10 protein-coding genes are annotated in these 11392 nt (G+C 66.6%); 3 read left to right on the top strand and 7 right to left on the bottom strand.

The genetic code is table 11. The features are described from left to right. Nucleotides 1-371: 371 nt before the first annotated feature. Nucleotides 372-653, bottom strand: a complete 282-nt coding sequence (locus ACYQOP_RS15955) for a hypothetical protein (RefSeq protein ID WP_311274099.1) — start codon at nt 651-653, stop codon at nt 372-374. Nucleotides 654-855: 202 nt separating this feature from the next. Here ACYQOP_RS15955 and ACYQOP_RS15960 point away from each other — a divergent pair, with 202 nt between their 5' ends. Next, nucleotides 856-1062 (top strand): hypothetical protein, encoded by a 207-nt coding sequence (locus ACYQOP_RS15960; protein WP_056433311.1) that lies wholly within the window; start codon nt 856-858, stop codon nt 1060-1062. Nucleotides 1063-1277: 215 nt separating this feature from the next. Here ACYQOP_RS15960 and ACYQOP_RS15965 read toward each other — a convergent pair whose 3' ends face one another. Together ACYQOP_RS15965 and ACYQOP_RS15970 are read right to left on the bottom strand one after the other, a co-directional pair. Next, on the bottom strand, nt 1278-2345 hold the full coding sequence (locus tag ACYQOP_RS15965; protein WP_461223009.1) for a hypothetical protein: 1068 nt from the start codon (nt 2343-2345) through the stop codon (nt 1278-1280). 40 nt (nt 2346-2385) lie between these two features. After that, complete coding sequence (locus tag ACYQOP_RS15970) at nt 2386-5421, bottom strand: penicillin-binding protein 1A (protein WP_461223010.1); 3036 nt, start codon at nt 5419-5421, stop codon at nt 2386-2388. A gap of 206 nt (nt 5422-5627) precedes the next feature. Between ACYQOP_RS15970 and ACYQOP_RS15975 the strand changes: the two genes are divergently transcribed. Continuing rightward, the gene (locus ACYQOP_RS15975; RefSeq protein ID WP_461223011.1) at nt 5628-7295 is read left to right on the top strand and encodes an alpha-amylase family protein; all 1668 of its coding nucleotides are present in this window, start codon (nt 5628-5630) and stop codon (nt 7293-7295) included. Nucleotides 7296-7384: 89 nt separating this feature from the next. Here the strand turns inward: ACYQOP_RS15975 and ACYQOP_RS15980 are convergent, their stop codons facing one another. The 3 genes from ACYQOP_RS15980 to ACYQOP_RS15990 all read right to left on the bottom strand — a co-directional run bounded on the left by ACYQOP_RS15980 (nt 7385) and on the right by ACYQOP_RS15990 (nt 9583). Then, a complete protein-coding gene (locus ACYQOP_RS15980) occupies nt 7385-7645 on the bottom strand; it encodes a DUF3892 domain-containing protein (RefSeq protein ID WP_461223012.1) in 261 nt (86 codons plus the stop codon). A gap of 104 nt (nt 7646-7749) precedes the next feature. Continuing rightward, nucleotides 7750-9384 (bottom strand): ABC1 kinase family protein, encoded by a 1635-nt coding sequence (locus ACYQOP_RS15985; protein WP_461223013.1) that lies wholly within the window; start codon nt 9382-9384, stop codon nt 7750-7752. A 49-nt stretch (nt 9385-9433) separates the two neighbouring features. Next, complete coding sequence (locus ACYQOP_RS15990) at nt 9434-9583, bottom strand: hypothetical protein (protein ID WP_461223014.1); 150 nt, start codon at nt 9581-9583, stop codon at nt 9434-9436. A 196-nt stretch (nt 9584-9779) separates the two neighbouring features. Here ACYQOP_RS15990 and ACYQOP_RS15995 point away from each other — a divergent pair, with 196 nt between their 5' ends. Further along, nucleotides 9780-10424 (top strand): MBL fold metallo-hydrolase, encoded by a 645-nt coding sequence (locus ACYQOP_RS15995; protein WP_207411461.1) that lies wholly within the window; start codon nt 9780-9782, stop codon nt 10422-10424. 22 nt (nt 10425-10446) lie between these two features. Here the strand turns inward: ACYQOP_RS15995 and ACYQOP_RS16000 are convergent, their stop codons facing one another. Continuing rightward, entirely contained in the window at nt 10447-11190 is a 744-nt protein-coding gene (locus ACYQOP_RS16000; protein ID WP_461223015.1) for a type II toxin-antitoxin system RelE/ParE family toxin, read from the bottom strand. Nucleotides 11191-11392: the final 202 nt, after the last annotated feature.

Below are 11392 nucleotides of genomic sequence, written 5' to 3' on the forward strand. Positions count from 1 at the left end.
TGCGCTGTGTTCACCTTCTGTCTCGCGCTTAGCTTATCACCGCCAAGGCGTCTGTCCACTAGTTGACGAAGGTAGCGAAAAATCTTGTCGTCGCGGCGGATGCCGCGCGCCTTCCGCCTGTCACGAGCGACTGGATTCACACATCTGCATTTACAGACATAGCGCGTCCCTCTCCCCCTTGTGGGGAGAGGTTAGGAGTGGGGGTGGCTCCGCCAGCCTCCGTAAGCTGAGGGTCGCCCAACCACCCCCACCTCCAACTCCTCCCCACAAGGAGGAGGAGGGCGGGACGGCGCTTCCCGCGAAAAATGTAGAATGCCGTAGCCGTAGGCAAGACCGCGCCCGCGCGCATCACGCTCGGGCGCGGTGTCGGTTCAGCCCTGGCCGGCCTCGTCGCCTTCGCCGATGCAGTCGAGGGCCCGTTCCACGGCGCTGACCGCTTCGCGCAGGTTGCGGACGGTGAGCTCCATCTCCCTGCGGGGACGGCCCATGGCGGCGGCACGGTGGGCGACGCCCTGAAGCAGCTCCAGGGCGGCGAACAGATCGTCGGCGACGGCGACCACATTGGAGATCTGTGGTGCGGCGGCGGGGGGGCGGGAGAAGGGGACCACGTTGCTCATGTTGGACAAGGTGTCGCCCAAGGCCGGCCCGAGCACCAGATCCAAGGAGGCTAAATCCGCGTGATTGCGGCCCCCATGCCCGAAAGCCGTCAAGCGTAGTGAGCGTTTTCGTGGCGCGAGAACATCACTCTGCCCGTAAGCTGAGACGGTTCGTTATCCTTGTGCTTGACGCGAGGGCCAACCCGGCACCACGAAAGACCCGATCGGTCCAGCCGGACCAGACTCCCAGGAACTTCCGATGCGTCCCATCCCCGTCCTCTTCGCCGTCGGCCTGCTCTGTGCCCTCGGGGCCTGCAACAGCGCCGACCGCAGCGGCTTCTCGGACAGTTTCAGCACCGAGAATTTCCGCCGCTCCAACGACACCAACGGCACGCAGACCCGCCGCGACGTGAACCGCGCCTACACCGCCCCGTCGATGCCCTCCATCGTCAGCCGCGGCAACTGAGAGCCTGCTCGCGTTGCTCGTCCAAGGCCTTACCTCATCCTGAGGCGCCGCGAAGCGGCCTCGAAGGAGCCCTCCAGGGATCACGCGAGCACTGGAGGCCTCCTTCGAGGCCCGCTGATGCGGGCACCTCAGGATGAGGAGGTCTGATTGGATGATCGATTCTGGAATGGAAATCCGTCGAAAAATCCAGTCGAACAGGCTCCGACACTCGCCACTCAGTTCTTGGCCAGGGCGTCCGCGAAGGCGATCATGCGGTTGCGGGCATAGGTCGGCAGGCCGGCACTGATCGACGTGCCGGTGTTGAAGGACGAATTGCCCATCAGCACCTGGGCCGGAAGCAGGTTCTTCAGAACCGGCACACGGGCATATTCCTGCTTGCGGTCGAGGACATCGGCCTTGATCGCCAGCGCCATGTAGGTCGTCACCACCGTCTTGCCGGGATCGTTCGGCATCGGCTGGAACACGGCGAGGAACTTGCCGAAGCGCAGGATCTGGTTGACCCAGAAGATCGTCTGTTCGAGGCCGCCGGCCACCGGCGTGTCGACTCGCGTGAGCGCCGCGAGCGAGGCCGCTTCGGCCGCCGGCAGGGTCCGCAGCTCGCTCTGGAACGAGACGAACTCGGCGACCTTCTTCGAGGCGCCGTCCTCCAGCTTGTTGGCGAGCTTCACGCCCAGCGGCAGCTTGCCCTCGAGGTCGTAGCGGGATTCGATGCAGGCGGCAGCGCCCTCGCACCAGGCCCGGTCCGGGCGGCGGGCGAAGGCGGCGGCCGGGTCCTTGGTCGGCGTCACCTCGGTGGGGCTCAGGGTCTTGTGCTTGATGACGGGGTCCATCTTGGACACGAAGCCGAGATTGGCGAAGGCCGACAGGTCGATGGACTCCGCGGGCTTGGCCACCACGAACCGCCCCTGCGCCACATAGACCTTCAGGGTCTCGTGCCGCTGCTTCGAGACGCCGTTGAGCGTCACGCTGTAATCGGGCTCGGCATAGGCGGGGTAGGGCGCCAGGGCCGCCTGCTCGGCCGGGCGCAGCTTTCGCCATTCGAGATAGGGCGTCAGGCCGCTCTCGGGGTTCGCCGGATTGTCCCGGTGGTCGGTGAACAGGATCGTGCCCGGCTTGAGGGCGGCAAGGCCCGACGGCTCGATGGCGGGAACCTCCTTGATCCGGTCGGCGGGGACCTGGACCTTCATCCCTTCCTGCGCGGAGGCGGGGAGGCCGAGTGCCAGGACGGGCAGGAAGCTGAGAATCTGGACAAGGACACGTGTCGCCGGAAGCTGCGTCTTCACGTCGGGGCCTCGATTGCTGATGAAGGGGGGATCCGCGCCTTCAGTAGCGCGGGTCGTCGCCGAACAGGTAGTCGGGATCGCGGCGGCGAGCGCGGGGCGGCTCGTCCTCGCCGAAGGGCGAGCGCTGGGTGCCGGGCCATGCCGGGCTCCGCGACCCCTCGTAGCCATAGCCATCCCCCTGCGCCCGGCGGCCGCGCGGCTGCGCCGGCCTCTCGCCGAAGGGGTCGAGGGGGTCCGGCTCGGCCCCGCGCCGGGTGGTGAGGTTACCGTACAGGTCGCCCACCACGTCGGCGCCGTCGTCGAGGCCGCCGGTGTCGCCGTCCTCGGAATCCGGCCGCATGGCGGTCTGCACCTCGCGCGGCAGCAACTGGTACTGCGTGTCGGCCACGCGACCGTTGCTCAGCCGGAAATGCTCGAGGAAGCCGCCACCCGCGACACGCTCACCGCTGCGGGCGTCGATGGGCAGGTCGGCGAGGTCACGTTTCGCCTGCGGGGAGGGCGGGGCGAGGGGAGTGCGCGCCACGCCGTTGGCCCAGGCGGCCTGCAGGATGGTGCCGGCGATCGGCACCGCGAGATGCCCGCCGGTCTGGCCGCGCCCCAGGGTCCGGCGGGTGCCGTCGGCATTGTCGTAGCCGACCCAGACCACGATGGTGATCTCGTTGGTGAAACCGGCGAACCAGGCGTCGTTCTCGTTCTCGGACGTGCCGGTCTTGCCGGCAATGGAGCCTGAGAAGCGGGCGAGGGCCGCCGCGGTGCCGTGGTTGGTGACCCCCTGAAGCATGGTCTTCAGCTGATAGAAGGCCACCCTGTCGGCCGAGCCGATCCGCACCGGCTCCTTCGGCTCGCGCTTGTACAAAACCGTGCCGTCGCGCTCCACCGCCTCCAGCGCGTAGGGCGCCGGCCGCGCGCCCTCGTTGGCCACGGCCGCGTAGAAGGCAGCGAGATCGACCATGCGGACCGGCTGCGAGCCGAGGACGAACGGATAATAGCGCTCGCATTCGGCATAGAGCTGCGCTTCGAGTGCGAGGTCGCAGACGCGGGTGAGGCTCGCGGGCGGCGTATCGGCGATGCCGCCCTGGAGCAGGCGCGCGGTGACGAGGTTCTTCGAGAATTCGAGCCCGCGCCGAAGGGTCGTCGCGCCCGACCCGCCGCCATCGTAGTTCTTCGGGCTCCAGGACTGGCCGACACCGCCGATGGGCGGCAGGGTCACGCTGGCATCCATCACCAGGGTGTTGGGCTGCAGGCCGGCGTTGAGCGCGGCGAGATAGGTCAGCGGCTTCAGGGTCGAGCCGGGCTGGCGCACGGTCTGCGTCACCCGGTTGAGCTGGCTCAGCGGGTAGGAGAAGCCCCCGTCCATGGCGAGGATGCGCCCGGTGCGGTTCTCCAGCACCAGGGCCGCGCCCTGGACGGAGGGGCGCACGCGCAGCTCCGCGCGGGGAACCCGGGCCTTCGGGTCGCGCAGCTTCACCCGCACCACGTCGTATGTCTGCAGACGGCCCTTGGCGATGCCGGGATCGAGGCTGACGATGCGCCCGTCGGCGAGCCCCGCCTTCACCGGTCCGCGCCCGGATTCGAGCACCACGGCGAGCGGCCAATGCACGTCGTAGAGCACGGGCCGCGCGCTCTCCAGGGCGCGCTGCCAGACGGGTTTCTGCAGCACGGGCTTCGGCCCGATGGCCGCCGCGGGCTTGACCGCCGCAGGCTTGTCCGCGGCCGATCTGGGCCTCGCCTCGCCGCCGACGACGAGCGGCACCGACTGGACCGATCCTTCCACGGCGGGCGTCGCCCCGCCGAGCTTGGCGATGCTGTCGGCGAGGTTGAATTCCGGCCCCTCGTAGCGCTGGCGCCCGGTGGCGCGCTCGTAAGTGGCGAGCCCGTCCTGCAGGGCGGATTCCACGGCGGTCTGGAGGCCGGCATTGATGGTCGAGCGGACCACGTGGGAGGCAGAGGTGAGCGAGTCGATGCCCGCGAAGGTGCGCGCCTCGCGGGTGAGGTGATCGACGAAGTAGAACCCCGAATCCCGCCGCGTGGTCTCGATCGGCTTCAATCCGAGGGGGGCATTGGCCGCCTCGGTCAGCTGCGCCTCGGTGATGACGCCCTCGTCCTTCATCCGCGCCAGCACATAGGCGCGCCGCTCCTTGGCGCGGTCGGGATACTTGTCCGGATTGTAGAAGTTCGGCCCCTTCGGCATGCCGCCCAGCAGCGCCGCCTCCGGCACGGTGAGCTGCCCCACGGATTTCCCGAAATAGCTCCGCGCGGCCATCTCGATCCCGTAGGAGCCGCGGCCGAGATAGATCCCGTTGAGGTAGAGTTCGAGGATCTGCGGTTTGCCGAGGATGCGCTCCAGGCGCGAGGCCACGATCATCTCACGGATCTTGCGCTCATAGGTGACGTCGTCACCCACCGACAGGTTCTTGACCACCTGCTGGGTGATGGTGGAGCCGCCGGCCGGCCGCCCCGGCGAGGCGAGATTGCCGATGAAGGCCCGGATGACGCCGCGCTCGTCGATGCCCTTGTGGGTCTCGAAGCGCTTGTCCTCTGCGGCCACGAACGCCTTTTGCACCATCACCGGCACGTCGGAGATCGGCACGCTGAGGCGGCGCCCATTGGCCTCGAACGCCTCGGCATAGCGCTTGCCCGCCCCGTCGAGGATCAGGCTGGCGCCGGGCAGCTTGCGGTCCTTCAGGTCCTGGGCCGAGGGCAGGTCGGCCACGGCCTTGTTGTAGAAGGCGATCACTTCACCCGCGTCGAAGGGCGAGTTCGCCGGGTTCTCGCCCTTGCAGAACTGCCGGTAGCTCGTGTTGAGCTCGCCGATATCGAGCCCGTGCAGGAGCTTCGGCGCGGAGGCACCGGCGATGGCCGAGGGGTCCTCCATCGCGGTGGAGATCAGCTCGTCGAGGTTGATGTCCTCGATGTCGAAGGCTTTCCGCATATGGGCGCAGCCGTCGCGCAGGATCTGCACCACCTGCGCCTTGTCGGCCACCGGATCGAACTGCGTCTTCACGGCATCCGGCCGCGTCGTCACCTGACTGAGCGTCAGCGCCGTCGCGAACAGCTTGATCAGGATGATGTTCATCGAGGAGCGGGCACCGAAATCCAGGACGCGTCACAGGGCACGGACGACCGGATCGGCAGCCGCAACGCACTCGGCCCAAGATGGGATGCACAAGGCGGCTGATTTAAGGAGACCGGCACCGGACCGGCCTCCCGCAACGCTTCCGTCCCCGGCGACGTTGCAGGCGGATGCGCCCGCCGGCGCGGCCCTCCGGAGACCTGCGTCGCATGATCAAGGACCTTTGGTACAAGAACGCGGTCGTCTACTGCCTGTCCGTCCGGTCCTTCCTCGACGGCAACGGCGACGGCATCGGCGACTTCGTCGGACTGGAGCGCCGGCTCGATTACCTGCAGGGCATGGGCATCACGGCGATCTGGCTGATGCCGTTCCAGCCTTCGCCGAAGCGCGACGGCGGCTACGACATCACCGATTACTATGGCGTCGACCCGGATTACGGCTCGCTTGGCGACTTCGTCGCTTTTACCCACGCGGCCAAGCAGAGGGGCCTGCGCGTCCTCATCGATCTGGTGGTCAACCACACGTCGGACCAGCATCCCTGGTTCCAGTCGGCACGATCGGACCCGGATTCCCCTCACCGCGACTGGTACGTCTGGTCGAAATCCAGGCCGCCGCATGCGGACGAGGGCATGGTGTTCCCCGGCGTCCAGACCACGACCTGGACTCGCGACGCCAAGGCGGGAGCCTATTACTTCCACCGTTTCATGCCGTTCCAACCCGATCTCAACACCGCCCATCCGGCGGTGCGGGCCGAAATCCAGAAGATCATGGGGTTCTGGATCCAGCTCGGCGTCTCGGGCTTCCGCATGGATGCGGTGCCCTTCGTCATTGCCAAGAAGGGACCCGAGGTCACGGGTGAGCCCGAAGAGCAATTCGACATGCTGCGGGATTTTCGCGAGTTCCTGCAATGGCGGCAGGGCGACGCCATCATTCTCGGCGAGGCCAACATCCTGCCGAAGAAGGACCTCGACTATTTCGGCGACGATGCCGACCGGCTCCACATGCTGTTCAACTTCCAGGTCAACCAGGCTCTCTTCTACGGGCTGGCTTCCGCCGACGGCCGTCCCCTCGCCAAGGCCATGCGTAAGACCTGGAACCGACCGGATTCGGCGCAATGGGCGGTGTTCCTGCGCAATCACGACGAACTCGATCTCGGACGCCTCACCGAGACCCAACGGCAGGCGGTCTTTGCCGCGTTCGGGCCGGAGAAGGGGATGCAACTCTACGACCGCGGAATTCGGCGCCGTCTCGCCCCGATGCTGGGCGGCGACCAGCAGCGCATCGAGCTCGCCTATTCCCTGATGTTCACCCTGCCGGGCACGCCGGTGCTGCGCTACGGCGACGAGATCGGCATGGGCGACGACCTCTCGCTCAAGGAACGCGACTGCGCCCGCACCCCGATGCAGTGGAATGCCGAGGCGCAAGGAGGCTTCACCAAGAGCGAAACCCCGACCCTGCCGGTGATCGGGAGCGGCGCCTACGGCTTCGACCACGTGAACGTGGCGAGCCAGCGCCATGACCGCGGCTCGCTGCTCAACTGGATGGAGAGCGTCATCCGCACCCGCAAGGAGGTGCCGGAGATCGGCTGGGGCGATTTCGCAGTGATCGAGACGGCCTCACCCGCGATCCTGGCGATCCGTTACGACTGGGAGGGCAACTCGGTGCTCTGTGTCCACAACCTCAGCGGAACGCCGATGGAAATCTCCCTCTCACCGGAGGTAGAGGGACCGGAGGGCCGTGTCCTGGTCGATCTCCTCACTGGCCGTCGCAGCGAGGCGGGTGACGATGGCTGGCACTGCCTGATGATGGAGCGCTACGGCTACCACTGGTTCCGGCTCGGCGGCCTCGACGCGCCGCTGAAGCGACGGGTGGGGTGAAGACCTGTTTCAGGTCGAGAGCGCGGCGGACACTATCGATCCTGCCTGCCGCGCTCGGCGAGAATGCCCTATCGAAGCCTGAACTCGGATCAGCAATCCGGAAGATCGTCCAGGTTGTTTCGGGTGGTCTGATCGCGATCCGTGCGGAGGTATTTCCCGTTCGATCCCTGTACGACCCGTATCTCGGTCCGCCCGCTCGTCCAAGGAACGTAATAGGTATGAATCCCTCGTTCGATGTCGGTGATGGCATCCAGCTTGGAACGTGGTGACCAGAAATCGCCATCATTGCAAAGGGAGGTGATATCTCCCTGAGAATTTTTTCCCGTCTTTCTCACTGCACGATCAGCCATGATGCATGAATCCTTTCCGTTTGCCGCACATATCCGACAGCAAACTTGAGGTAGTCACATCGCGCCAATTTTCAACCTAAAGGAAATCTGCGCTGAGGCTCCGCCTACTTGTTCCGCCCCAGCAGCACGAGCCAGCCGATTCCGATCACGCAGACCATCGCGCCCACCGTGATGAAGGCCGGTGTGCCGAGATCCATGAAGCGGGGGGCGAGCTGCGTCGCGAAGGCGGCGACGATGAGCGCCACGGCGATGCGGGCGGCAGCGCGCTCGATGCCGCGGGTGAGCTTCTCGATGCCCTTCAGCTCGATCTCGACGGTGACGCGGCCCTGTTTCAGGCGCACCAGCATGAGGTGAATCAGGGTGGGCAGTTCGGAGGCCGCTCCGAACAGGCCCGCTCCCACCGCCTCGACCTTGCGGCTGATGCCCTTGATCGAGAACTGGGACGCGAGCTTGCTCTTCACCGTCGGGCCGGCGGCGGTGAAGAGGTCGAATTTCGGGTCGAGATGGCGCATCACGCCATCGGCGGTCACCAATCCCTTGAACAGGATGGCGAGGTCGGTGGGCATGGCGAGGTCGTTCTCACGGGCCATGGTCATGAAATCGGTGAGGAGGTCACCGAAGTTCAGCACCGAGCCGGCATGGCGGTTGATGAAGGCCTGGGACGAGGTCTCGAGCTTGGTGAGATCGGGATTGCTCGATCCGGTCCAGTCGAGGAGGACGGCCATCAGCCCATCGGAATCCTCTTTCAGCATGGCGCCGATCAGCATGAGGAGCTGGGTGCGGCGACGCTCGGAGAGGCGGCCGATGATGCCGAAATCGATGAAGCCGATGCGGTTTCCCGGCATCACCAGCATGTTGCCGGGATGCGGATCGGCGTGGAACACGCCCTCGATCAGCGCCATATTGAGGAAGGCGTCGGTGCCCTTCTGGGCAACCTTGACCTTGTCGATCTCGGCCGCGTCGAGGCGGGGATGGTCGTTGGGCGGGATGCCGTGGATGAATTCCTGGACGAGGACGCGCTCGGAGGTGAACTCCCAGTGGATCTTAGGGATGACGATGTCGTCCCGGTCGGCGAAGATCGCCGCGATGGTCTCGCAGTTGCGCGCCTCGTTGACGAGGTCGAGCTCGCCGTAGAGGCCGGCGGCGAGGTGGCGCATCTGCTCCTGGGGCTGGTAGCGCCCGAATTCCGGCCACTCGTCGACCACGATGCGGGTGGCATGGGCGAGGAGGCGCAGATCCGCCTCGATGACCTTGCGCAGGCCGGGGCGCAGGACCTTCACCACCACCTCCTCGCCCGACATCAGACGGGCGCGGTAGACCTGGGCGATGGAGGCCGCGGCCAACGGCACCGTGTCGAACTCGGCGAAGATCTCCGAGGGCGGCGCCCCGAGATCGGCCTCCAGCTGCGGCCGGATCTTGTCCCAGGCGATCGGCCGGACCTGGCTGTGGAGCTTCTCCAGCTCCTCCGTCCATTCCGGCGTCAGCAAGTCGGGCCGGCTCGCGAGGATCTGGCCGAGCTTGATGAAGGTCGGGCCGAGGGCCTCGATCGCGCGGCGCACGCGCTGCGGCTGGGACAGGCGGGCCACGTCCACGTGGGGCCGGCGGCGCTTGGCGAACCGCGCAAGATGGCCGAGGCCGAGGCGCTCCACGACCTTGGTGACACCGAATCCGATCAGGACAGCGGCGATCTCGCTCAGGCGCTGCCTGTCGCGAGCGGCGACGAAGGCGGTTTTCAGCATGTGCGCAAGGGACTGCCCCGTCTGGCGTGAAGGTGGCCGCGTTGAAAAGTCAGGCCGGCCCGCCTGTTCGGATCGTGCCGATCTGCGGCGCGGCTCCGTCTAGGGTGACGGCGAGGCCGAAATTTGGCAGCGCCGTCGCATTTACCAGGACGGCAGCCTCGACCAGGAGGGCGGCCTCCGCCGGGATTAGCGCCGCCACACGCCCGGCGCCAGACGCCTTTTCAGCCCATGCGAAGTTGGAAACGCACATCGCCGCCGCGAGGCATCCCCTCCGCGTGAAAATGAGCTAAACACGCGGACCGGACACGGGCGCCTCACCGATCGCGAACGAACGCGCGGCGGGGACGGGCGCCTCCTCAGACACGCAGTTCCACGGAAACGGAGACACGGTCCCGATGGCAGGCACGCCCCGCGCAGGTATCATTCCGGTGACGCCCTTCCAGCAGAATTGCACCCTGATCTGGTCCGACGAGACCAAGATCGGCGCGGTCGTCGATCCCGGTGGCGATCTCGACCGGATCGAAGCCGCGATCCGCGACCAGGGCATCACCATCGAGAAGATCCTGCTCACCCATGGCCATATCGACCATGCCGGCGGCGCCGACGAATTGCGGGAGCGGCTCGGCGTCCCGATCGAGGGCCCGCACGAGGCGGACCGCTATCTGCTCGATTCCCTGCCGGAGACCGGAGCCAATTACGGGATCGACGGTGCGCGCGCCGTGATTCCGGACCGCTGGCTCGCCGAGGGCGACGCGGTGAGCGTGGGCGAGCTCGGCTTCGACATCGTGCACGCGCCCGGCCACTCGCCCGGCAGCGTGGTCTTCGTCAGCCGCGACGCGCGCTTCGCCCTGGTGGGCGACGTGGTGTTCAAGGGCTCGGTGGGCCGCACCGACCTGCCCGGCGGCAACCACGACCAGCTCATCCGCGCCATCAAGGACAAGGTCCTGCCGCTGGGCGACGACATCGCCTTCATTCCCGGCCACGGCCCCACGAGCACGCTGGGCGAGGAACGGATGACCAATCCGTTCCTGCAGGAATGAAGCCGAAGACCGGCCGGTGATGTCATTCGGTGGACTTGATCTTCCGGGCCGGGCTTCTGCGGGCACGAGGAACGGCCGCACCGATGTCTTTCAGACGTACGGCGCGGCCTTCCGGAAACGTCACCAGGAGTTGGAGATCGCCGCCGATCGCCTGCACATAGGCACGCAAGGTCGATAGCTTCATGTCCGCGCGCTTCTCGAGGCGCGAGACATAGACCTGACGGCCACCCAACCGTTCGGCGACGGTTGCCTGGGTGATCTCCTCGGCGCGTCGCAGGTCTCTCAACGCGAACTCCTCGGCGATCAGTTCGGCACCGCGCGCTCTGATCCGTGCCTGTCGCTCCGGCGTGAGCGTCGCGAGGATGTCGTCCGCCGAAACAGGGCGATGGTCGTCGGTCACCGGGAACTCCCATCCCTGGATGTGGCCTTCAGATGCTGGTCGAAACGAGCGTCGGCCCGCTTGATCCAACGCGGTGTAGAAACGTTTTCCCGAAACACCCAATTTGTCCCCCGCGACGAGGAGGATGCCGGTTCGAGCAGGGTCGAAGGCGAAGGCCACCCGCCAGACACCATCGTCAGCCTCGAAGCGAAGCTCTTTCATGTTGGCATGCTTCGAACCGTTGAGCGTATCCGCCCCAGGCCGTCTCAATTGAGGGCCCGCGACCTTCAGAAGCTCGATCATGGCCAGCAACTCGTCCTGAACCGCCTCCTGCAGCGCATCGAACTCGCGCCGGAATTCGTGATGAAGCTCGACCCGCCAGCCCATTCTTCACACCCTGCATGGTATGTTTTCGAAAGGGTCGGCACGACCCTCGATGCAGGCTGAGAGTGCAGCGAGGTCAAGCGTGGCGGCAAGCCCGGGAATCGTCGGGAAGGCACGGGGACTGACCGTGCTCATGCGGTGCATTTTCAAGACGCACCGCTTATATATAGCCCACTGAACGAATCGCAGGCGTACCCGGGGACCG

The sequence above is a fragment of the Methylobacterium sp. CM6247 genome, assembly GCF_054817925.1.

What these genes read in the sequence shown, in the direction of transcription:
- ACYQOP_RS15970 (WP_461223010.1), bottom strand. Translation starts at nt 5,421, where the DNA reads ATGAACATCATCCTGATCAAGCTGTTCGCGACGGCGCTGACGCTCAGT.
- ACYQOP_RS15995 (WP_207411461.1), top strand. Translation starts at nt 9,780, where the DNA reads ATGGCAGGCACGCCCCGCGCAGGTATCATTCCGGTGACGCCCTTCCAG.
- ACYQOP_RS15980 (WP_461223012.1), bottom strand. Translation starts at nt 7,645, where the DNA reads ATGGCTGATCGTGCAGTGAGAAAGACGGGAAAAAATTCTCAGGGAGAT.
- ACYQOP_RS15985 (WP_461223013.1), bottom strand. Translation starts at nt 9,384, where the DNA reads ATGCTGAAAACCGCCTTCGTCGCCGCTCGCGACAGGCAGCGCCTGAGC.
- ACYQOP_RS15975 (WP_461223011.1), top strand. Translation starts at nt 5,628, where the DNA reads ATGATCAAGGACCTTTGGTACAAGAACGCGGTCGTCTACTGCCTGTCC.
- ACYQOP_RS15960 (WP_056433311.1), top strand. Translation starts at nt 856, where the DNA reads ATGCGTCCCATCCCCGTCCTCTTCGCCGTCGGCCTGCTCTGTGCCCTC.
- ACYQOP_RS16000 (WP_461223015.1), bottom strand. Translation starts at nt 11,190, where the DNA reads ATGGGCTGGCGGGTCGAGCTTCATCACGAATTCCGGCGCGAGTTCGAT.